The organism is Lelliottia nimipressuralis, assembly GCF_041464075.1.
GTDB lineage: Bacteria > Pseudomonadota > Gammaproteobacteria > Enterobacterales > Enterobacteriaceae > Enterobacter > Enterobacter nimipressuralis.
Genome location: NZ_CP167172.1, coordinates 2,353,418 through 2,375,426, shown reverse-complemented (window position 1 = coordinate 2,375,426; position 22,009 = coordinate 2,353,418). Strand labels below are relative to the sequence as shown.

Sequence of the window (22,009 nt, the reverse complement as noted above, 5' to 3'; positions counted from 1 at the left end):
CATGAAGCATCCTGTTTCGCTGCTCTGTACTGCGCTGTGGCTGTGTGGACTCACTTCTGTTTCTTATGCAGCTGATATTCCTCAGGGAACGAAGCTGGCGGAAAAACAGGAACTGGTCCGCCATATCAAGGACGAACCCGCCTCGCTCGATCCGGCGAAAGCCGTCGGTTTGCCAGAAATTCAGGTGATCCGCGATCTGTTCGAAGGGCTGGTGAATCAGAATGAAAAGGGCGAACTCGTCCCCGGTGTCGCGACGAAGTGGCAGAGCAATGACAACCGTATCTGGACATTTACCTTACGCGACAACGCGAAGTGGTCAGACGGTACGCCGGTAACGGCGCAAGATTTTGTCTACAGCTGGCAGCGCCTGGTGGACCCGAAAACGACGTCGCCATTTGCCTGGTTTGCGGCGCTGGCGGGGATCACCAATGCCCAGAGCATTATCGACGGCAAAGCCCAGCCTAATACGCTCGGTATCACGGCCGTGGATGCCAAAACCCTTCGCGTACAGCTTGATAAACCGCTGCCCTGGTTCGCCAATCTGACCGCCAGCTTTGCTTTTTATCCGGTGCAGAAAGCCAACGTTGAGAGCGGAAAAGAGTGGACTCGCCCTGGCGCACTGGTGGGCAACGGTGCCTATGTTCTGAAAGATCGCGTGGTGAATGAAAAGCTGGTGGTCGAGCCGAATACGTCGTACTGGGATAACGCCCAGACGGTACTGAAGAAAGTGACTTTTATTCCGATCAACCAGGAGTCATCGGCTACTAAACGCTATCTGGCGGGGGATATTGATATCACCGAATCCTTCCCAAAAAATCTCTATCAGAAGCTGCTCAAAGATATTCCGGGGCAGGTCTATACGCCGCCGCAACTAGGCACCTATTACTACGCGTTTAACACTCAGAAAGGGCCAACGGCCGATCAGCGTGTGCGATTGGCACTGAGCATGACCATCGATCGTCGGATTATGGCGGAGAAAGTGCTGGGAACGGGCGAGAAACCGGCGTGGCACTTTACGCCGGATGTGACCGCTGGCTTTACGCCAGAAAAGTCACCGTTCGAGCAGATGTCGCAGGCGGAGCTGAATGCGCAGGCCAAAATGCTGTTACAGGCTGCCGGATACGGCCCGCAGCGACCGCTGAAACTGACGCTGCTCTATAACACTTCAGAAAACCATCAGAAAATCGCGATTGCGGTGGCGTCGATGTGGAAGAAAAACCTCGGCGTGGATGTGAAGCTGCAAAATCAGGAGTGGAAAACCTATATTGATAGCCGCAACACCGGCAACTTCGATGTGATCCGCGCCTCCTGGGTGGGGGACTACAATGAGCCGTCCACTTTCCTGTCACTGTTAACATCCACACACAGCGGTAATATTTCGCGCTTCAGCGATCCGGCGTACGACAAGATTATCAACCAGGCGACGCTGGAAACGACGGCCAAAGCGCGCAATGCGGATTACAACGCGGCTGAGAAAATCCTTGCCGAAAAAGCCCCGATCGCGCCGATTTATCAATATACCAACGGTCGCCTGATTAAGCCGTGGGTGAAAGGGTATCCGATAAATAACGCCGAAGATGTGGCTTATAGCCGGACGATGTATATCGAGAAGCATTAATATGAATAACAAGGCCCGTCTGAGAACGGGCCTTTTTTTGATTCGTCAGTCAGGGCGCGTCAATCGCCGGGTAGAGGCTGCTTTCCAGATACCCCACCAGGTGCCACATCTCACCGCTAAAAATAAACCATAAGCCAAATATAATAACGCTGAGAATAATTAGGATGAGTATGACTTCTGTTTTCCCCATAGCAAAAGTGACCCACCTGACCGCTGTTAATTCGAGGGGGGCATTGTAGCGGGGCTTTAATCAATACTCCAGTTTTCAGGCGGCGAGCACTTTATTGCGGCCATTGTTTTTGGCGCGGTATAAGGCGTCGTCTACGCGTTTTAACAGATCGTCGATGCTCTCGTCCGGATTATGTCGCGCGACGCCAATACTCACGGTAAAGCGGGGCAGGCCGGGGATGACAATGCGCGCCACTTCGGCACGAATGGTTTCGGCCACCTGCATCGCAGCCTCAAGCGTGGTACGCGGCAGCAGGATCACAAACTCTTCGCCGCCCCAGCGGAACACAAAATCATCTTTACGGCTGCAGGCTTCGAGCATGCGCGACAGGGAAATCAGCACCTCGTCGCCCCTGGAATGGCCGAATACGTCATTAATATTCTTGAAATGATCCATGTCGACCAGTAACAGGCTGAACTGCTGCTGGGCGGGCAAATGGGACGGATGAGTTTGTTCAGTGATGAGATAAAACTGTCGACGATTTAGCAGGCCGGTCATGGAGTCCCGCAGGGCGGCGTGCTCCAGCTCATGCTCAAGCCTTTTTTGCTCGGTGATATCGTGAACGATGCACAGCATTAGCTTGTCGCCGTAAATCTCAATCGGACCCGCGTACGTCTGCACGTGGCGGGTGGAGCCATCGGCCAGTCGGTGGACAAAATTAAGAGGCTTATGCCCGCCGGGAAGACGGGCGATCTCTGTCATAATCGGCAGGATATCGCGCCCCAGGGTGTTAATTTCCCATGTGTGTTTTGTGCACATGTCATCGTGGCTGTAACCGTAAAAATTGAGGGCCGCCAGATTCGCGTCGACAATCTGCCCGTCACGCGCGGTATCTATGAGCAGCATGGGCGCGCTGTTAGTCTGGAAAAAGCGGGCGTAGAAACCCTGTTTTTTACGCTGGTAGTTGGCAGAGCGGCTCGCTTTCAGGCCGGAGGGGGCCTGGGAAATCAGCCCTTCAAACACAATGATTTCACCCGCACTTTCATGCACGGTGAGGGACAGGCGACAGCTCAGGGTAGTTTCCTGATCGTTGCGCCAGACGGTCCAGATTTCGACAATTTCCAGCTCGGATTTGAGATCCGGAACGTACATTGCCAGCTGTTGCTGCGCACTGGCGGAATAAGCGCCCTGACGCATGTCATTCAGCGTTTTATTACGCATCATGTCGCTCGCCGCACTATTGGCGAAAATAACCTGCTCAGAGACGGGTGAGACTAACCAAACCGGTGTTTTGACGAAATTCAGCGCATCAAAGCTGTGTGGCAACATAGAGTCTTCCCAGTCATCGGCAGCCAACGCTCATGAAATTTGCAGTATCACGGTTATACACACGTGGGCATATTTCAAAACATACTCTACTTCATCACATTAGGCATGATTTTTTTGTGAATGAAGTGGGGGTTCTATTTGATTTTTACCAATTGGAATAATTTGTTTGTCAGATTTATTCTGTAATACCAGCCACGGCACCTGTTCTGCAGGAAGCGGGCGGGAAAAATAATAGCCCTGCAGATAATCACATCCCAGATTTGCCAGCATTTGCTGCTGCTGTTGGGTTTCAATACCTTCGGCGACTACCACCATATCCATAGTCCGGGCAACGTGGATAATGGTTTCGACAATCTTTTTGCTTTTATCGTTTTCCCGCATGCTATCAATAAAACTTTTATCTATTTTAAGTTCTTTAGCCGGAAGCACATTCAGCATCAGCAGGTTAGAGTATCCGGTGCCAAAGTCGTCGATGGAAACCGTAAAACCGGCGTGGTTAAACATATCTAATAATTCAATACTGCGTTCCAGGTTTTTCAGGGCCGTGCTTTCGGTGACTTCGAGGATCAGTCGTGAAGGTTCGAGATTGTATTTCTGCATGGTGCCGGAAATGACCTCGAATATATCCTGTTGCTCAAACTGAATAGGGGACAAATTAAACGACAGCGTCCACTGGCTGAATCCTTGCTCCGTCCAGAAGCGCAGTTGTCTGCAGGCCTGATCAATGGCCCACACCCCCACCGGAATGATTAATCCTGTTTTTTCCAGCGATGGCAGGAATACGTTCGGTAGCAGCACACCCTGTTCAGGATGGTGCCAGCGCAATAAGGCTTCAAAGCCGTGAATCTCATTCACTGCGGCGTGGTAGGTGGGCTGATACCAAAGCTCAAACTGCTCGCGCTCCAGCGCCTGGGTGAGATCCTGCAGGAAAGACGGCTCTGCTGAGATGCTTTTCGACATCTCCGGGCGATAAATCGCCCAGCCGTTGCGCCCTTCTTGTTTAATGTGATGCATCGCGGCATCGGCTTTAAATTTCAGTTCGTGGAGGGTTTCACCGTGCTGAGGATAAAGGCTCACGCCAAGGCTTAAGGTGATATTCAGCGCGTGGCCGCCAATGGCGAAAGGGCGGCGAATATCGTCGAGCAGGGTCGTGGAGAGTTCGGTAATTTTCTCGTCATCGCAGTCGGGCAGCAGCAGGATAAATTCATCGCCGCCGAGCCTGGCGAGACTCATTCCCGGCGTCAGTCGGGCGGTAATGCGCTGCGCGACGCTTACCAGCAGCTCATCGCCTACCTGATGCCCCCAGGCGTCGTTCACCAGTTTGAAATGGTCGATATCCAGAAACATTACCGCAAACTGTTTTTTATTCAGCAGTGAGCTATGCAGGCAATCCTGCAGGCTAAGATCCATCTGCGTGCGGTTGGCTAGCCCGGTAAGAGCGTCAAAGCGTGCTTTACGCTCCAGCTGGGTGTTGAGCTGGCGCAGGTTTTCCGTCAGGCGATGAGTGCGAAAATGGGAGTCCACCAGCGAGATAATCAGCATGATACCCAGTAGCACGAGCGTGGTGGTGGAGACCCAAATTGACAGCCCTAACTCGCTCACTCCGCCCGGCATCATGTGCGCGGCGTGCTGAAAACTGGCTGCGCTCATTCCCGTGTAATGCATCGCGCAAATGGCAACGCCCATCACCACGGCCGCGGCGACGCGGTTGATAAACACGCCTTTGTGCCGACGGCGCAGGTGAAAGGCAAGCCAGAGGGCGGCACCCGAGGCGACAATGGCGATCGCGACGGAGATCGTCACGAGGGTCATATTCCAGCGAATGTCATCACTTAGCATCAGCGCCGCCATCCCGGTGTAGTGCATGGCCACGACGCCTGCGCTAAGGATCAGCGTGGAAAACAACCAGCGAAAAAAGGAGAGAGAATCACCCGGAACGGCAATATTAATGGCGCTGGTGGCCGCGACAATGGCGATGCCCAGTGAGCCGACGGTAAGCCAGACGTGATAGCTCATGTCGATCGGCATTTTCATCGACAGCATACCGATGAAATGCATTGACCAGATACCTATCCCCAGCGTGACGCCCCCGGCCATGCGCCACCAGAGAGCGGCTTTGCGGCTGGCACCCGATATTTTGCCGGCGCTGTCGAGCGCCACAAATGAAGCGATAAACGCCACCAGGAATGAGATGGCAATGAGAACGGGGTCCCAGGACACATCGAGCATTATGCAATCCCACGCTAAAAAGTCGTTATTGAGTTCATCCGGTGCGTGACTCATCACCGCTGTGGCTTACTCTAACTAATTCCAAGATTAGTTGCTTATCAAAAATCAACAACAAACGCGTTATTTTTACGTGCAGGAACGCATCGAAGATATATTCTCTCATTAATGACTTAAGTAGCGCTACATGATTTTAATCAGCAGTAGCATTCGCTCTTAATAAACTTTGCGTTAATATTTAATCATCTGTTTGCTAACTATTGTTGTCACAATGAAAATAGGGGTGAAAAGAATAAAACGCCCATGATTGAGGCTAAGCCGATTCTGCGTGCTGACTTAAGGTAAATTTACGGTATCCGAAGGTGAATAATAAATGCCACTTAAAATGTGGTGGAAAAAGAAAATGCGAATGCTATAACCAATATACCTCCTCCGACTTGTTGTATGGGATCAATTATGCTTAGAAATATTAGCGTAAGAACCTTTATTATATATTTTCTGCTGGTCGTGCTTTTAATCATTGATGGTTTAGTTTGGACTTTATCGGAAAGTACAACGCTTTTTATCGCAGTAAATATTATTAATGTGCTTGCGGTCATGTTGCTGTGGTCCTACATGACAAAATATCTTGTTACGCCGATCAACACCGTGAAAAAAAGTATCGAAGAGGTCACCTCAGGCAATCTTGCCGTTTCTATCCCCGAGTTTGGCAATAACTGTGCGGGGCGTTTAATTCCAGGGATCAACAGCTTATCCAGTAACATCGCCACGCTGGTGCGGGAAATACGCGCCTCGTCGCAAACCGCGATGACCCTCTCAGAACAACTCTCCTCACGCAGCGCGGAATTGTCGGTGAAGACAGAGCAGCAATCCGCTTCGCTTATTCAGACCGCTGCCAGCATGGAGCAGATGGCAGCCAGCACCCGCAACAACGCCGATAACACCCGTCTTGCCAGCGAGCGCGCGAACCACGCGACGGTGCAGGCGCGCAAAGGTGGCGAGCTGATGGGGCAGGTGGCAAATAATATGCAGTCGATTACGGAATGCGCGCAGCAAATGACCGAGATCATCTCACTGATCGACGGCATCGCGTTCCAGACCAATATTCTGGCGCTGAACGCGGCGGTCGAGGCGGCAAGGGCTGGGGATCACGGTAAAGGTTTCTCCGTGGTCGCCGGTGAAGTGCGTAATCTTGCCCATCGCAGTGCAGAAGCGGCGAAAAGCATTAAGTCGCTGATCGACGTGACGAGCAATAACGTGACGCAGGGTGTGACGGTGGTCGCGGAAGCCGAGAAAAATATGCACGAAATCGTCAACGGTTCCGGGCATGTCAGCAAACTGATGGATGAGATTTCGGCGAGTACGTCTGAACAGGAAAAAGGGATTTCGCAAATCACGCAGGCGCTGTCTGAGCTGGAGCGTGTGACGCAAAGCAACGTGGCGATGGTGGATGAACTGTCAGGCTCCTCCGATGTGCTGAAAAACCAGGTGATTGAACTTCAGACGCGCACCCGGAATTTCAGGCTGGAGGGCGGCTCGCAACCTGACTGGCAGGAGAGTGTGCGCCAGGAGCACAGCGCCTTTCCCCGCCACGCAGAACACTCATACTGACTGAAAAAAAGCCTGGTTCGCCAGGCTTTATACTTTGTAGCGGTTTCGTCCTGCCTGTTTCGCCTGATACAGCGCTTTGTCCGCCCTCGCTATCAGTTCCCGCGCGGTCACGCCGGGTTTCCATAACGCCAGCCCCTGGCTCACCGTCACGCGGTCGCTGACGGGAGAACCCGCGTGAGGAATATTCTGCGCCTGAAGCACCGCCGCAATATTCTGTGCAGCCGACTGTAACGCCTGCGAGTCCGCATCGGGCAGCAGCAAAACAAACTCCTCGCCACCAAAACGCCCGACAATGCCGCTTGAGGTCAGCGCGGCGGATTCCAGTGCCCTGGCGATGGCCATCAGGCACAGGTCGCCTTTTTGATGCCCGTAATAATCGTTGTAAAGTTTAAAGTGATCGACATCGAGCATGATCAGCCCAAAGCTGTTTCCATCCTGCTGATGACGCAGGATGGCCTGATCCATTTGCGCTTCAAATGACCGACGGTTCGCAATCCCGGTCAGCGGGTCGTTGTTGGCCAGCAGGCCCAGGCGTTGAATCAAATCCGCATTTTCCTGCTCGCGGCGCAGGGCGAGCAGAAACCAGCTGTTGAGAATACGTCGGCCTGATTCAATCAGTCCCGCCAGCAAAATCCACTGCAATCCATTCATGACCGTCAGGCCATTACGGTAAAAAAGTGAGGTAATCAGTATCGTCAGCCAGACCGGCAGAATAAAGCTCAGCAGGACTTTGGGATCAAAGTAGAGTGAGATCAGCGCGGTAAACAGCAGTAATGCGGCAGAGGGGAAGATGATGCGCAGATCGTTGCTGACGATCAGGACAAAGAAACAGCCCGCCCAGCACAGACTGAGGGCCACCACGGTCCACTTTGCTAACGTACCGAGCCACTGTGCGTTTTGCAGGGGTGCCATCCGCATGATGAATAACACGGCGGCGGAGAGGGTCAGGTCGGCCACCATCATGGTTTCCAGCACTGCCGCGGGGTGGTGGAAAAGGACCTCTGACTCGAAGGCGGAGAAATAGTTACGCCCCAGGATGAAAGAGGAGAACAACATATTTACCCACAGGAACCATGTCACACTGGTTTTAATGGCAATGGTCCGCATTTCTGCAAGACGAACATCGAAGGCCGCACAGGGCTTTTTCATCGTCACACTCGTAAAAGATACATTTAAAAACAAAATGGCAGCATTTCTGTAACTCTACTGTTTTGCATCTTTCTGTCCAGTGGTTAGAGTAGGATAAGGGTTAATTCATGAGCAAATTCAGCGCTATGCTGTCGGTAGATGTTGAATAACCTTTCGGGAAGGCTAGACTGACGATGTTCATGACAAAAAGGGGGAGTCACTGTGGAAGGCATTAAGGGATCGGACGTTAATGTTCCGGATGCGGTATTTGCGTGGCTGCTGGACGGTAAAGGCGGGGCGCGACCCCTTGAAGATGACGATATTATCGACAGCGAGCACCCCTGCTGGTTGCATCTGAACTACACCCATCCGGACAGTGCGCAGTGGCTGTCATCGACGCCGCTGCTGCCAAACAGCGTGCGCGACGCGCTGGCCGGGGAGAGCCTACGACCGCGCGTCAGCCGTCTCGGGGAGGGCACGCTGATTACGCTGCGCTGCATCAATGGCAGCACCGACGAGCGACCGGATCAGCTGGTCGCCATGCGTCTTTATATGGATGAACGTCTGATTGTCTCCACCCGTCAGCGCAAAGTGCTGGCGCTGGATGATGTGGTCAACGATCTGAAAGAGGGGACCGGGCCGGTCGACTGCGGCGCGTGGCTGGTCGATGCCTGCGATGCGCTGACGGATCACGCCAGTGAATTTATCGAAGAGCTGCACGACAAAATTATCGATCTCGAAGATAACCTGCTCGATCAGCAAATTCCGCCGCGCGGTTATCTTGCCCTGCTGCGTAAACAGCTCATTGTGATGCGTCGCTACATGACCCCGCAGCGTGATGTCTACGCGCGGCTCGCCAGCGAACGTCTGCCGTGGATGAATGACGATCAGCGACGTCGTATGCAGGATATCGCCGACCGGCTCGGGCGTGGGCTGGATGAGATCGACTCCTGTATTGCGCGAACGGCGGTAATGACCGATGAAATCGCAACGGTGATGCAAGAGTCACTTTCGCGCCGGACGTACACCATGTCGTTAATGGCGATGGTCTTTTTACCCAGCACGTTTTTGACCGGGCTGTTCGGTGTGAATCTCGGGGGTATACCGGGCGGGGCATACCGGTTCGGCTTTTCCGCTTTTTGCATCATGTTAGTCGTTTTGATTGGTGGTGTTGCGTGGTGGTTGCATCGCAGTAAATGGCTGTAAATTTACACATTTTCAGGCGTTTTCTGGCTTCAAAACGCGTTTTTGTTTGAGCGAAGTCAATAAACGGCTACCCCGTTCGGTGCAGTATTACTCCCGCAGGTGAATGCAACGTCAAGCGATGGGCGTTGCGCTCCATATTGTCTTACTTCCTTTTTTGAATTACTGCATAGCACATATTGATTCGTACGACGCCGACTAAATTAGTCGGCTTTTTTTTGCCTCCAGAATCTCAGCGTCTACCCTAAAAGGGTCACCCCGATAAACTGGAGGGAAACATGAGCTATCTGCTTTCACTGCTTTACACGCATCTGTCGGTACCTGACTCGATACCCATCGATCCGGTTCCTGTCCCCGATCCGATTCCCCGTCCGCAGCCAATGCCCGACCCGCCACCGGATGAAGAACCGATTAAATTGTCGCATCGGTAGCGCAGATCTGCGAGGATACGCGCCAACTGACTGTGATTTTTTACCTTGAGAGTACATTGTGACCGCTTTTTCTACGCTGAACGTTCTGCCTGCCGCCCAACTCGACAACCTTACCGAGTTGGGATATCTCTCGATGACCCCTGTACAAGCTGCCGCGCTTCCGGCGATTCTGGAAGGACGAGACGTTCGCGTGCAGGCTAAAACCGGCAGTGGAAAAACGGCCGCCTTTGGCCTGGGATTGCTCCAGCAGATTGATGCGGGCCTGTTCCAGACGCAGTCCCTGGTGCTCTGTCCGACGCGCGAGCTGGCGGATCAGGTGGCAGGGGAGTTACGTCGTCTGGCGCGCTTCCTGCCTAACACTAAAATTCTGACCCTCTGCGGTGGCCAGCCGTTCGGTGCGCAGCGCGACTCGCTGCAACATCCGCCGCACATTATTGTCGCCACGCCTGGCCGTCTGCTTGATCACCTGCAAAAAGGCACCGTTTCGCTGGATGCCCTGCAAACGCTGGTGATGGATGAAGCGGATCGCATGCTGGATATGGGCTTTACCGATGCCATCAATGAAGTGATTCGTTTTGCGCCCGCGACGCGCCAGACGCTGCTCTTTTCCGCAACCTGGCCAGAAGCGATTGCGGCAATCAGCGGACGGGTGCAGAACAACCCGGCTACCATTGAAATCGACGCGGTGGATGCGCTGCCGTCCATCGAACAGCAGTTCTACGAAACCTCGCAAAACGGCAAAATTCCGCTGCTGCAAAAGCTGCTGAGCAAACATCAGCCGGCCTCATGCGTGGTGTTCTGTAATACGAAGAAAGATTGCCAGGCCGTCTGTGACGCGCTTGCCGAGGCGGGGCAGAGTGCGCTCGCCCTGCATGGCGATCTGGAACAGCGCGATCGCGATCAGACGCTGGTGCGTTTCGCCAACGGCAGCGCACGCGTGCTGGTGGCAACGGACGTGGCAGCGCGCGGCCTGGACATCAAATCCCTGGAGCTGGTGGTTAACTACGAGCTGGCGTGGGACCCGGAAGTCCACGTTCACCGTATTGGTCGTACAGCGCGAGCGGGCAACAGCGGTCTGGCGATCAGCCTGTGCGCCCCGGAAGAGGCACAGCGCGCCAACATTCTGTCTGAAATGCTGCAGCTGAAACTCAACTGGATGCCTGCTTTGGGCAGCGTCAGTATCACGCCACTGGCCGCTGAAATGGCGACTCTGTGCATCGACGGCGGCAAAAAAGCCAAAATGCGTCCCGGGGATGTATTAGGCGCGCTGACCGGGGATATCGGACTCGAGGGTGCGGATATCGGCAAAATTGTGGTGCATCCGGCACATGTCTATGTAGCGGTGCGTCAGAAAGTGGCGAATAAAGCGTGGAAACAGCTGCAGGGCGGGAAGATTAAAGGCAAAACCTGTAAGGTGCGTTTGCTGAAATAAGGCACAAAGAAAAGCGTCTCAGAGAATCTCTGAGACGCCAGAGTATTACTTCACTTCCAGAACGTTCAGTCGCATTTCATCCAACTGAGACTCATCTTCTTCCGGCTGCCAGCCCGCAGGCTGCATCGGGATCTCTTCGCGGTCGAACGCCAGGTCGCCACCGTTCACCACTTCCGCGCCGTGCTTAATGCCTTTGAAATCGAACAGTTCAGTATCACACAGGTGAGAAGGCACAACGTTTTGCATCGCGCTGAACATGGTCTCAATGCGGCCCGGATAACGTTTATCCCAGTCGCGCAGCATATCGCCAATCACCTGACGCTGCAGGTTCGGCTGGGAGCCGCACAGGTTACAAGGGATGATCGGGTATTCGCGTGCCTGCGCAAAACGTTCGATATCTTTTTCACGGCAGTAGGCCAGCGGGCGAATGACGATGTGTTTGCCGTCGTCGCTCATCAGCTTCGGCGGCATCCCTTTCATTTTGCCGCCGTAGAACATGTTCAGGAACAGGGTCTGCAGAATATCGTCACGGTGATGGCCGAGAGCGATTTTCGTCGCGCCCAGCTCGGTGGCGGTGCGATACAGAATACCGCGGCGCAGACGGGAACACAGGGAGCAGGTGGTTTTCCCTTCCGGGATTTTTTCTTTCACGATGCCGTAGGTATTCTCTTCGACAATCTTATATTCGACGCCCTGTTGCTCAAGGTATTCCGGCAGGATGTGCTCCGGGAAGCCAGGCTGTTTCTGGTCCAGGTTGACCGCCACCAGGGAAAAGTTCACCGGTGCGCTTTGCTGCAGATTGCGCAGGATCTCCAGCATCGTGTAGCTGTCTTTACCGCCTGACAGGCAGACCATAATGCGGTCGCCTTCTTCAATCATGTTGAAGTCTGCAATGGCTTCACCGACGTTGCGGCGCAGACGCTTTTGCAGTTTGTTCAGGTTGTATTGCTCTTTCTTATTAACTAATTGATTATCTTGCATTTATACTTTACTCAAATATCAAATGGGGCACCAGTGGGACAAAACCATTTTAACGCGCCAGCGTCATGAGGCGCATTTCGACCTGCTCGCTGTTCACTACTTCTATCCATGAAGCATAGATTTCATACACCCTCTGCGCATTTTCGTGCCCCATCTGATTGGCAATAGAAGACGGGTTAGCGCCTGCTGATAGCAACCAGCATGCGAAAGTGTGCCGTGTATGGTACGGATTGCGGCGACGAATGCCAGCACGTTTTGCAGCAGAAGCTCATCGCGCCCCGATACGGCCCGTGAGGAGTGGGGTTTCTGAGTACCAGGCCATACCAAACCTCAGGCCAAAAAAAGGCCTGCAGGCGTGCTCAATGCACGGCGGCAGGCCGATTATTTACCAACAAACGAATTTAGGGCTGCTGATCAGCAATCACTGTCAATTTTTCGTCAGTGGCTTTCTCTTCCTTGAGGGTTTCTTCCAGCAGCCTTGCCGCATCTTTGTATCCCAGCTTTTTCGCAAGTGCATGCAGTGTGCCGTAAGTGGCGATTTCATAGTGTTCCACTTTCTGGGCGGCGCCAATCAGACCCGCATCGCGGACCGGCCCCGCTTCGACGGAGTCGATGATTTCCTGCGCTTCTTCCGCCAGCCCTTCAAGGGCATGGCATTTCATGCGCTTGATTCGCACACCTTCTGTGCTTTCTACCAACTGATCAAGCCGTTCAATTTGACCATGCGTTTCTTCAAGGTGCTGATTAAAAGCAGCAATCAGTTTGGGATCTGTCGCCGCCCGCGCCATTTTAGGTAACGCGCGGGTGATTTGTTTTTCTGCGCTGTAAATATCAGAAAGGTCATGAATGAATAAATCTTCGAGAGTCTTGATTGTCATTAAATACTCCTCTCACAATTCGACTTGTGAAAAAGTGATGCGCATCATTCACGCAGTCTTTAAGGGTAGCTGATATTTAGGGCGGGGGGCGCATAGAAAGGATTTAGCAATAAAATGAGAAACTTCCTGGCGGAGGCGTAAATTCAAAAACAGGAGAATGTTAAATATATTATATGCTAACGTTTGAGGGGGAAATACCTCTGATGAAATGACAGTCTCTGCCGGGATAATAAAGGCTGAATTAACAATCACTCAGAGGCTATCGACAGTGATAAATAAAACGTAAGCGCTGAAGTCACATCAATTTGCTGGATCGCGGGCATGTGTTTTAAGGCCATCACCATGAGCGGAAGCATAATGACGGCGTTATCCCCGCAAGTCTCGTAAAGCCGGGCAGCGTTGCTTACCCCACCTGGCCTGATTTTGCCAGCAGCGCTAAAACTCTCTCCGTAACCTTATCTTCATATCCTTCCTGTTCGGGATGGTTGAACTTAACCAGTGGAGCCGAACTTTTTTCCTCCTCGTATGAAGTTGAAAGAAGGCCAGGATTGCCACTCATGTTATTAATTACCGAGGATAAAACAGTGATGGCAATCTTTGAGGCGTGAAGGTCTATTTGTAGTTCATTAATTGTCTGTTCAAGGGTTTCAACGCGTTCGTTTAAGTCAGTCATTTGATCTCCTGATTATCGAGAAGGCCGGTGTTCAATTGAATGTGCGCATACACATTCAATTTTAGCCTAAGCGGAGAAAGAGACAGCCAATGTCTGATATCTATTAAAACCAACAATAAAAGGCGTGTTAATCCGCATCCAGTGCCTGCAGTAATTCACTGAGATGACGCACTATATCGCCGAAATCAAAAATTAATGCCATCCACAGACAGGTTAGCAAAATCAGAGCAGCCAATGTTAAGCGGGTAAGCACGGAAGAAATCCTTTCACGTGGATAGGGATAAGGCTCAGTATACGGTGATTTCCTTAAACTTCCCCTTTACGACGCCATCATAAAAGCGACCTTTTGACACGACCTGCAAAAAATCGTTATAGACACGTACCGGAACCTGCTGATACCGCAGCGTCCGACGATCGAGAAAGCGGATTTCCAGCGTGGCGCTGCGTTCATCATAGCCAATGGAGGCGATACGTGAAGACCTTACAGGATGATGGACCATGATGATTTGTCCCTTACAGCATAAAACAGGAGATTTATCATCTAACAGCAGGGGCGAGCGTGCAAGTGGGTGACGCGTAACACGGGGTGGAAAAATAATTACAGTGAATGTAATTCATTGAACTATATAAATTAAAAATTATTCTTTCCTGTTAGTTGAGGGTAAACTTTAAGCCGTTATATGCCTTTATGATTCTTCATCCGTTAATGCACTGAGAGTGTTTTACTGAGCTATCATCCAGAATTGACAGGATATGCCCGGAGCTGATGCTCCGGGCTTTTTTTTATCACTCGCTGGTCGATTTCTCGCCTTTTCCTGCCATCTGCGCCAGGAAGTCATAGCGTTTTTGCAGATCCGCCGCCGCGTCCTTCCACAGTTGCTCGGCCACTTCTGGCTGCTGTGCATTGAGACGACGGAAGCGTTGCTCCTGCATCAACGTTTCTGCCAGCGCATCAGACGGTGGACGTGAGTCCAGCGCCAGCGGCAGTTTCCCTTCATCGGCACGACGCGGATCGAAGCGATACAGCGGCCAGAACCCGGTCGCTGTCAGCTGGCGCATCTGATCGTGGCTCAGAGCCAGATCGTAACCGTGCTCTTCGCAAGGGCTGTAAGCGATGATCAGCGACGGCCCTGGATAGGCTTCCGCCTCCTGTATCGCTTTCACCGTTTGGTTAAGCTGCGCGCCAAGCGAAATCTGTGCGACATACACATGACCGTACATCATCATGCTGACGCCCAGGTCTTTACGCGCTTTGCGTTTACCGTGCTCACCAAACTTGGTGACGGCACCCAGCGGGGTGGCTTTGGACGCCTGACCGCCGGTGTTGGAATAACACTGAGTATCGAGCACCAGAATGTTCACGTTTTCCGTCAGGCTCAGAACATGATCCAGCCCGCCGAAACCAATGTCGTACGCCCAGCCGTCACCGCCAATCAGCCAGATCGATTTTTCGACCAGCGCGTCGGCGTCGGTTAACAGCTGCTGTGCGCCCTCCACGCCCTGAAGATGCTGACGCAGTTCTGCCACCTGCTCACGACGCACCTCTGGTGTGGCGTCGCTGTGCAGCGCTTCATTTAATTCAGCAGGAAGCTTATCGGCAAACTGTTCCAGCAGACGCATCACGCGGGCACGATGCTGATCGACCGTCAGACGGAAGCCCAGCCCGAACTCGGCGTTATCTTCAAACAGAGAGTTTGCCCAAGCCGGGCCACGGCCATTGGCATCGGTGGTATAAGGCGTAGAAGGCAGGTTACCGCCGTAGATAGACGAACAGCCGGTGGCGTTCGCGATCAGCATGCGGTCGCCGTACAGCTGGGTGAGCAGCTTGATGTAAGGCGTTTCGCCGCAGCCGGAGCAGGCGCCCGAGTATTCAAACAGCGGCGTAATCAGCTGGGAGGTACGGATATCGATACGTTCGAGCTTGCTGCGATCGATTTCCGGCAGGCCGAGGAAGAAGTCGTAATTCACTTTCTCTTCTTCCACGTGTTCCAGGCGCGACATCATATTGATGGCTTTGATTTCCGGATTCTGGCGATCTTTCGCCGGGCATACTTCGACGCACAGATTACAGCCTGTGCAGTCTTCCGGCGCGACCTGCAGCACGTATTTCTGCCCACGCATATCGCGGGATTTCACATCCAGCGAGTGCAGGCTGGCAGGGGCATTTTCCATCTCCTCCGGAGAAACTACTTTTGCGCGGATGGCGGAGTGTGGACAGGCCGCGACGCAATGGTTGCACTGCGTACAGAGATCTTCCTTCCAGATCGGGATCTCTTCGGCGATGTTGCGTTTTTCCCAGCGGGTAGTGCCCACCGGCCAGGTGCCGTCCGGCGGCAGGGCGGAGACGGGCAGGGCATCGCCCAGACCCGCCAGCATTGCAGCGGTCACGGTTTTAACAAAATCAGGCGCCGCATCAGACACCACTGGTGGCCGGTTTGCACTGGCGGTATTCACCGGCTGAAGCGGGATCTCAGAAATAGACTCTCGTGCCAGAGCCAGCGCTTGCCAGTTTCGCTCCACCAGATCCTGCCCTTTGCTGCTGTAGCTTTTGGCAATGGCGCCCTGCAACGCGGTCAGCGCGCTGTCGCCCGGCAGAATATCCGTCAGGTGGAAGAAGGCCATCTGCATGACGGTGTTAATGCGTGCCGCCAGGCCGCATTCACGGGCAATTTTCGCCGCGTTGACGGTAAACAGACGGGCTTGTTTCTGATTTAGCACCGCCTGCACTTCCTGCGGCAGTCGCGACCACACTTCGTCAGCATTGTACGGCGTGTTAATCAGGAAAATTCCGCCCGGTTTCAGGCGTTCGGCCATCTGATATTTGTCGATAAACTGCAGCTGGTGACAGCCAACAAAATCGGCCTGCTCAACCAGATAGGCGGAACGAATCGGTTTTTCGCTGACGCGCAGGTGCGAGACGGTCAGGCCGCCCGCCTTTTTGGAGTCATAGACGAAATAGCCCTGGGCATACCACGGCGTGGAGTTACCGATGATTTTGATATTGTTTTTGGTGGCAGAGACGCTACCGTCACTGCCCAGACCGTAAAACAGCGCTTCCAGCTTCGACGTCGACGGCAGGGTGTTTTCTGGCAGCAGCAGCGACAGGTTAGTCACATCGTCATAAATACCGACCGTAAAGCGCGGTTTCGGTTTTGCGGCGCTCAGCTCATTAAACACTGCCAGCACGCAGTCAGGCCCGAACTCTTTCGACGACAAACCGTAGCGTCCGCCGATGACGCGCGGCAGCGTTTCGCGCTCACCGCTGTTGAAGGCTTCGGCCAGGGCCGTCATCACATCCAGATAGAGGGGTTCTGCGTGCGCGCCCGGCTCTTTGGTGCGATCGAGTACCGCAACGGAACGGACGCTTTCCGGCAACACGGACAGCAGATGCTTCGCAGAGAAGGGACGGTACAGGCGTACTTTCAGTACACCGACCTTTTCGCCGCGAGAAAGCAGCTCGTCGACGACCTCTTCACAGGTGCCAATCGCAGAGCCCATCAGCACGATAACGCGCTCGGCCTGCGGGTGGCCATAGTATTCAAACGGCTTATATTCACGCCCGGTGGCAGCCGAGAAATCACTCATCGCCTGCTCAACGTGATCGTAAACCGCATTGTACCAGGGGTTGGTGGCTTCACGGGACTGGAAATAGGTGTCAGGGTTTGCGGAAGTGCCGCGAATAACCGGATGCTCCGGGTTCAGCGCGCGTGCGCGGTGGGCATCGATCTCGTCCTGCGGCATCAGCTCCAGAATCGTGTTGTCCGACAGCGGGACGATTTTATTAATTTCGTGAGAGGTGCGGAAACCATCGAAGAAATGAATAAACGGCACCCGGCTTTTTAGCGTCGCGATGTGGGAAATCAGCGCAAAGTCCTGGGCTTCCTGCACATTACTGGCACACAGCATGGCGCAGCCCGTCTGACGGACCGCCATCACATCCGAGTGGTCACCGAAAATCGACAGAGCATGGGTGGCAACGGTACGCGCTGCCACATGCAACACGAACGGCGTTAACTGCCCGGCGAGCTTGTACAGCGTGGGAATCATCAGCAGCAGACCCTGCGATGAGGTGAACGACGTCGAGAGGGCACCTGTTTGCAGTGCGCCGTGAACCGCGCCGATAGCACCGGCTTCCGACTGCATCTCGACGACCCGGGGAACATCGCCCCAGACGTTTTTTAGCCCGTTGCCCGCCCAGGCATCAGCCTGTTCCGCCATGGTCGAACTTGGTGTAATGGGATAGATGGCGATAACTTCGCTGGTGCGGAACGCGACGGACGCGGCCGCGCCATTACCGTCAATAGTGATCATGTGACACCCTTACATTGCGCAAAAAAGAGGGACCCGTGAAACGTCGACGAGTCCTGATAGTTATATCCCTATTTTAGCAAAGGTCAGGCTTTCCGATTTTCGCTTTTGTGTCCTGGCTATTCTTCGCATCAATGTGTAGATCAAGTTTCAGGCAAAAAAATCGCAAGAATTTGTTTCTCAGGTGCATAAATACGCAGTTCCGCTCTCGACGGGGCGGCGCAGGGTGCCTATTATGCTTAGGTTTCGCAATTTGTATGGGGAAGAGAGAATGCGTTCAGCGTTTTGGGTAGGGTGTGCGGCATTACTGTTGTCTGCGTGCAGCAATGAGCCGGTTCAGCAGGCGACGGCGGCACATGTTTCACCGGGAATGAAAGCGGCAATGTCCAGCTCCGGGCAGGCCAGTTGCGCAATGGTGGGCGGATCGTTGTCTGTCGCTCGCCAGCTTGATGGCTCGGCTGTCGGGATGTGTGCGTTGCCTAATGGCAAACGCTGCAGTGAGCAGTCGCTTGCCGTAGGGTCATGCGGTAATTACTGATTAGTCTGCGCGTTTAAACATCAGCGTTTTATCTGCTGTCGCCAGCGTCAACTGATTTTCCGTCAGATCGACCTGCGCGCCTTTGCGCAGCATATCGCCTATCGTCGCATCCAGCTCGTTGAGCTGCGGATCGGTGCAGAGTTTGCGCGTCATCGCCATGGCTTTGACCTTCAGCTCGCCTTCCGACAATTTGCCTTCGCCGCTAAAGCGGTTACACATCACGCCGGAAACAGCCATTTTCTCGCCAAAGCGCATTTCCGGTGGCACCGCGGTGGGTTTGACCGCCGCGCCGTTTACGCTCTCCAGCACAAAACGGTGCCCTTCGAGTTGGCCTGCCTGAACAGACGCCTTTCCGGGATTAACACAACCTGCCAGCGCCAGGGTCACCAGGCTTAACGCCACGAGCTTTTTCATATTGCTTCTCAAACTATAAATCCGATAAATATATGTGAATATCTTTAACGATACCCTCCCGTTTGTCATGGGTGTTTATCTGAAAGTGCCGAAAGCCGGGCAGGGATATACACCCGGCTATCAAAACGTTAGTGCGATTTAAAGCCTGCGGCAGTCATCAGGATGCGGAAGAACATCCCCACAGCAGCCAGTGCCAGCACGCTGCCTCCCCAAATAATGACTAACCACATCAGGCGTTTCCAGACCGGCTGTTGCATCAGTGATACCCCTCCCCATGTTGCACTTTTCCGCGAAACACGTAGTAGCTCCAGAACGTATAGACCAGAATAATCGGGATGATCAGCAGGGCGCCGACCAGCATAAAGCCCTGGCTTTGTGGCGGGGCCGCGGCCTGCCAGAGTGTGATGGACGGCGGAATAATGTACGGCCAGATGCTGATCCCAAGCCCGCTAAATCCGAGGAAAATCAGTCCTAACGTCAGAACAAACGGTGCATTGTGGCTGTCGCTATCGTTCAGTTTTTTCCATGCCCAACCGCTCAGTACGACGACCAGCAAAGGCACCGGCAGCAGGAACCACAGATTGGGCAAGGTAAACCAGCGCTCGGCGATTGCCGGGTGCGCCAGCGGCGTCCACAGGCTGATGACCGCGATGACCGCCAACAGCGTCAGCAGCAGCTTTTTAGATACCCCGCGCATTTTCCCCTGAAGCGGATTTTCACTTTTCATCACAAGCCAGGTCGCGCCGAGCAGGGCGTACGCCACTGTCAGACCCACGCCACAGAACAGGTTAAATAGCGTAAACCAGTCAAATGGCCCGCCGCTGTAGGCGCGCTCGGTCACCGAAAAACCGTTAATCACCGCACCAACCACCACGCCCTGGCTGAAGGTGGCAAGAATTGAGCCGCCAATAAAAGCTTTGTCCCAGAAAGGCCGGTGAGCGGGCGTCGCTTTAAAACGAAATTCAAAGGCCACGCCGCGGAAAATCAGGCCGATCAGCATCAACGTGAGTGGGATGGTGAGGGCATCGATAATCACGGCGTAAGCCAGCGGAAACGCACCGAAAAGCGCGGCGCCCCCGAGTACCAGCCAGGTTTCATTCCCGTCCCAGACGGGGGCCACGCTGTTAACCATCACGTCGCGATCGTCTGCGTCTCGGGTGGTCGGAAACAGAATGCCGATGCCTAAATCAAAGCCGTCCATGACGATATACATCAGCGTGGCGAAGACGATAATCACAAACCAGATAATGGAAAGATCGATGCCCATTATGGTTTCTCCTTAATCACAAATTCAGTGCTGGCGGCAGAGAGCGGGCGAGCCGGACGGCCATCGTTTTCGGTCGGGAAGGATTCGTGTTCCTGCGGACCTTTTTTGATAAGCCGCACCATGTAGCTGTATCCAACGCCGAACACCGAGGTATAGACGACAATAAAGGCCAACAGACTTACGCTCATATGCAGATCGCCATGGGCAGATACCGCATCCGACGTGCGTTGCAGACCATAAACGACCCATGGCTGACGACCCACTTCGGTGGTGACCCAACCGGCAAGGATGGCGATCAGGCCGGACGGTCCCATCAGCAGAGCGAACCACAGGAAAGGACGCGAGGTATAAACGCGCTGCCTGTAGCGCAGCCAGACGGCGACAACGCCTAACAGCAGCATCAGCATTCCCAGCCCCGCCATGATGCGGAATGACCAGAAGACGATGGTCGAATTCGGACGATCCTCTTTCGGGAAATCTTTCAGCGCTGGCACCTGTTTATCCAGACTGTGCGTCAGAATCAGGCTGCCGAGCGCCGGGATTTCCAGCCCATAGCGGGTGCGCTCTTGCTCCATATCTGGCCAGCCAAATAACAACAACGGTGTCGGTTCACCGGGTGGATTTTCCCAGTGGCCTTCAATCGCCGCAATTTTGGCGGGCTGATGTTTTAATGTATTCAGGCCGTGCATATCACCGACCATCGCCTGAATTGGCGCAACAATCAGCGTCATCCACAGCGCCATGGAGAACATGTGACGAATAGCGGGCGTGTTGTTACCGCGCAGAAGATGCCAGGCCGCAGATGCACCCACAAACAGGGCGCTGCTCAGGAATGCCGCAATGGACATATGGAACAGGCGGTAGGGGAAAGAGGGGTTAAACACCACCGCGAACCAGTCGACCGGGACCACTACGCCGTTGACGATCTCATACCCCTGAGGGGTCTGCATCCAGCTGTTGGACGCCAGGATCCAGAAGGTCGAAATAATGGTGCCCAGCGCCACCATGCAGGTGGAAAAGAAGTGCAGCCCCGGCCCAACTTTGTTCCAGCCAAACAGCATCACCCCGAGGAAACCGGCTTCGAGGAAGAAGGCGGTCAGCACTTCGTAGGTCAGCAGCGGGCCGGTAATACTCCCCGCGAACTGCGAAAATCCGCTCCAGTTGGTCCCGAACTGGTAGGCCATCACCAGCCCGGACACCACGCCCATGCCAAAGTTGACGGCGAAAATTTTGGACCAGAAATGGTACAGCGAGCGCCAGACGGGTTTTTTGGTCTTCAGCCAAAGCCCTTCCAGCACCGCCAGATAGCTGGCGAGACCAATGGTGATCGCCGGGAAAATAATGTGGAAGGATACGGTAAAGGCAAACTGTATCCGCGCCAGATGAAAAGCATCTAAACCAAACATGCACAGCCTCAATGTCAATCGGTGTGGTGTTATGGTATAGGGGGCGGAATCGAACTATCAGAGGCAGAAATTTGAAATTTATGTATAACAGTTTGCGAAATAGATGGGCTTTAGTCATCTGATATAGTGAACAGTTAAGCGCGACTAACGCATAAGGCCGTTAAACGTTCAGAGCATAAGAATTTTATTTTTATGATTTTTCTTCATTAAAGGGGTTGTTTTGTTCTCTCAGTCATGCGTTAATGGCTCCTCGGTTTGATACCCAAAAAAATATCTGACGTCGTTTCAAAGCATTTCTCATCACGTTGTGCCTCTCCGCAGCCTCTTGGGTCTTCTCTTTACACTCTGACACTCCGATTAGTTTTGTCTCAGACCATCATTGCCTTGAAAGGCCCAA

The 22,009-nt window shown here is 53.5% G+C and carries 19 protein-coding genes and 1 pseudogene; 6 read left to right on the top strand and 14 right to left on the bottom strand.

Annotated features, from left to right (window positions below):
- Nucleotide 1 precedes the first annotated feature (1 nt).
- Entirely contained in the window at nucleotides 2-1,618 is a 1,617-nt protein-coding gene (locus ACB496_RS11125) for an ABC transporter substrate-binding protein (protein WP_100780014.1), read from the top strand.
- Nucleotides 1,619-1,667: 49 nt separating this feature from the next.
- Here the strand turns inward: ACB496_RS11125 and ACB496_RS11120 are convergent, their stop codons facing one another.
- The 3 genes from ACB496_RS11120 to ACB496_RS11110 form a co-directional block, all read right to left on the bottom strand.
- On the bottom strand, nucleotides 1,668-1,808 hold the full coding sequence (locus ACB496_RS11120; protein ID WP_142503374.1) for an Ecr family regulatory small membrane protein: 141 nt from the start codon (nucleotides 1,806-1,808) through the stop codon (nucleotides 1,668-1,670).
- A gap of 75 nt (nucleotides 1,809-1,883) precedes the next feature.
- The gene (locus ACB496_RS11115) at nucleotides 1,884-3,116 is read right to left on the bottom strand and encodes a diguanylate cyclase (RefSeq protein WP_371972511.1); all 1,233 of its coding nucleotides are present in this window, start codon (nucleotides 3,114-3,116) and stop codon (nucleotides 1,884-1,886) included.
- Between the two features lie 99 nt (nucleotides 3,117-3,215).
- Complete coding sequence (locus tag ACB496_RS11110) at nucleotides 3,216-5,345, bottom strand: putative bifunctional diguanylate cyclase/phosphodiesterase (RefSeq protein ID WP_371972509.1); 2,130 nt, start codon at nucleotides 5,343-5,345, stop codon at nucleotides 3,216-3,218.
- A 453-nt stretch (nucleotides 5,346-5,798) separates the two neighbouring features.
- Between ACB496_RS11110 and ACB496_RS11105 the strand changes: the two genes are divergently transcribed.
- Nucleotides 5,799-6,953: a methyl-accepting chemotaxis protein gene (locus ACB496_RS11105; protein ID WP_371972507.1), complete on the top strand. Its 1,155-nt coding sequence runs from the start codon at nucleotides 5,799-5,801 to the stop codon at nucleotides 6,951-6,953.
- A gap of 27 nt (nucleotides 6,954-6,980) precedes the next feature.
- On the opposite strand, the gene ACB496_RS11100 is transcribed toward ACB496_RS11105, so the two are convergent.
- Nucleotides 6,981-8,102: a membrane-associated sensor domain-containing protein gene (locus tag ACB496_RS11100; protein ID WP_312068987.1), complete on the bottom strand. Its 1,122-nt coding sequence runs from the start codon at nucleotides 8,100-8,102 to the stop codon at nucleotides 6,981-6,983.
- A gap of 201 nt (nucleotides 8,103-8,303) precedes the next feature.
- Here ACB496_RS11100 and zntB point away from each other — a divergent pair, with 201 nt between their 5' ends.
- The 3 genes from zntB (at nucleotide 8,304) to dbpA (ending at nucleotide 11,147) form a co-directional block, all read left to right on the top strand.
- Complete coding sequence (gene zntB / locus ACB496_RS11095; protein WP_100780017.1) at nucleotides 8,304-9,287, top strand: zinc transporter ZntB; 984 nt, start codon at nucleotides 8,304-8,306, stop codon at nucleotides 9,285-9,287.
- Nucleotides 9,288-9,562: 275 nt separating this feature from the next.
- Nucleotides 9,563-9,715 (top strand): hypothetical protein, encoded by a 153-nt coding sequence (locus ACB496_RS11090; RefSeq protein ID WP_371972506.1) that lies wholly within the window; start codon nucleotides 9,563-9,565, stop codon nucleotides 9,713-9,715.
- 58 nt (nucleotides 9,716-9,773) lie between these two features.
- Nucleotides 9,774-11,147, top strand: a complete 1,374-nt coding sequence (gene dbpA / locus ACB496_RS11085; protein ID WP_102103817.1) for an ATP-dependent RNA helicase DbpA — start codon at nucleotides 9,774-9,776, stop codon at nucleotides 11,145-11,147.
- A gap of 45 nt (nucleotides 11,148-11,192) precedes the next feature.
- On the opposite strand, the gene ttcA is transcribed toward dbpA, so the two are convergent.
- The 6 genes and pseudogenes from ttcA to nifJ all read right to left on the bottom strand — a co-directional run bounded on the left by ttcA (nucleotide 11,193) and on the right by nifJ (nucleotide 17,990).
- The gene (gene ttcA / locus ACB496_RS11080) at nucleotides 11,193-12,128 is read right to left on the bottom strand and encodes a tRNA 2-thiocytidine(32) synthetase TtcA (protein WP_371972505.1); all 936 of its coding nucleotides are present in this window, start codon (nucleotides 12,126-12,128) and stop codon (nucleotides 11,193-11,195) included.
- A gap of 49 nt (nucleotides 12,129-12,177) precedes the next feature.
- Nucleotides 12,178-12,393: pseudogene (locus ACB496_RS11075) on the bottom strand (tyrosine-type recombinase/integrase); the annotation flags it as partial.
- A gap of 136 nt (nucleotides 12,394-12,529) precedes the next feature.
- The gene (locus tag ACB496_RS11070; protein WP_100780020.1) at nucleotides 12,530-13,006 is read right to left on the bottom strand and encodes a ferritin-like domain-containing protein; all 477 of its coding nucleotides are present in this window, start codon (nucleotides 13,004-13,006) and stop codon (nucleotides 12,530-12,532) included.
- Between the two features lie 403 nt (nucleotides 13,007-13,409).
- Nucleotides 13,410-13,679: a hypothetical protein gene (locus ACB496_RS11065; RefSeq protein ID WP_102103816.1), complete on the bottom strand. Its 270-nt coding sequence runs from the start codon at nucleotides 13,677-13,679 to the stop codon at nucleotides 13,410-13,412.
- A 287-nt stretch (nucleotides 13,680-13,966) separates the two neighbouring features.
- A complete protein-coding gene (locus ACB496_RS11060; protein WP_100780022.1) occupies nucleotides 13,967-14,179 on the bottom strand; it encodes a KTSC domain-containing protein in 213 nt (70 codons plus the stop codon).
- Nucleotides 14,180-14,465: 286 nt separating this feature from the next.
- Nucleotides 14,466-17,990 carry a pyruvate:ferredoxin (flavodoxin) oxidoreductase gene (nifJ, locus tag ACB496_RS11055; protein WP_319418366.1) on the bottom strand — a complete coding sequence of 1,175 codons (3,525 nt, stop codon included), beginning with the start codon at nucleotides 17,988-17,990 and terminating at the stop codon, nucleotides 14,466-14,468.
- A gap of 268 nt (nucleotides 17,991-18,258) precedes the next feature.
- Here nifJ and ACB496_RS11050 point away from each other — a divergent pair, with 268 nt between their 5' ends.
- The gene (locus ACB496_RS11050) at nucleotides 18,259-18,525 is read left to right on the top strand and encodes a DUF333 domain-containing protein (protein ID WP_100780875.1); all 267 of its coding nucleotides are present in this window, start codon (nucleotides 18,259-18,261) and stop codon (nucleotides 18,523-18,525) included.
- Here the strand turns inward: ACB496_RS11050 and hslJ are convergent, their stop codons facing one another.
- The 4 genes from hslJ to ACB496_RS11030 form a co-directional block, all read right to left on the bottom strand.
- Nucleotides 18,526-18,939 (bottom strand): heat shock protein HslJ, encoded by a 414-nt coding sequence (gene hslJ / locus ACB496_RS11045; RefSeq protein ID WP_371972503.1) that lies wholly within the window; start codon nucleotides 18,937-18,939, stop codon nucleotides 18,526-18,528.
- A gap of 128 nt (nucleotides 18,940-19,067) precedes the next feature.
- Nucleotides 19,068-19,196 carry a DUF2474 domain-containing protein gene (locus tag ACB496_RS11040; protein WP_107703485.1) on the bottom strand — a complete coding sequence of 43 codons (129 nt, stop codon included), beginning with the start codon at nucleotides 19,194-19,196 and terminating at the stop codon, nucleotides 19,068-19,070.
- Nucleotides 19,196-20,206: a cytochrome d ubiquinol oxidase subunit II gene (cydB, locus tag ACB496_RS11035; RefSeq protein ID WP_371972502.1), complete on the bottom strand. Its 1,011-nt coding sequence runs from the start codon at nucleotides 20,204-20,206 to the stop codon at nucleotides 19,196-19,198. Before cydB ends, ACB496_RS11040 begins: the two co-directional genes overlap by 1 nt.
- Nucleotides 20,206-21,612, bottom strand: coding sequence for a cytochrome ubiquinol oxidase subunit I (locus tag ACB496_RS11030; protein WP_129035230.1), 1,407 nt, complete (start codon nucleotides 21,610-21,612; stop codon nucleotides 20,206-20,208). The genes cydB and ACB496_RS11030 overlap by 1 nt, the downstream gene beginning before the upstream one ends.
- Nucleotides 21,613-22,009 lie beyond the last annotated feature (397 nt).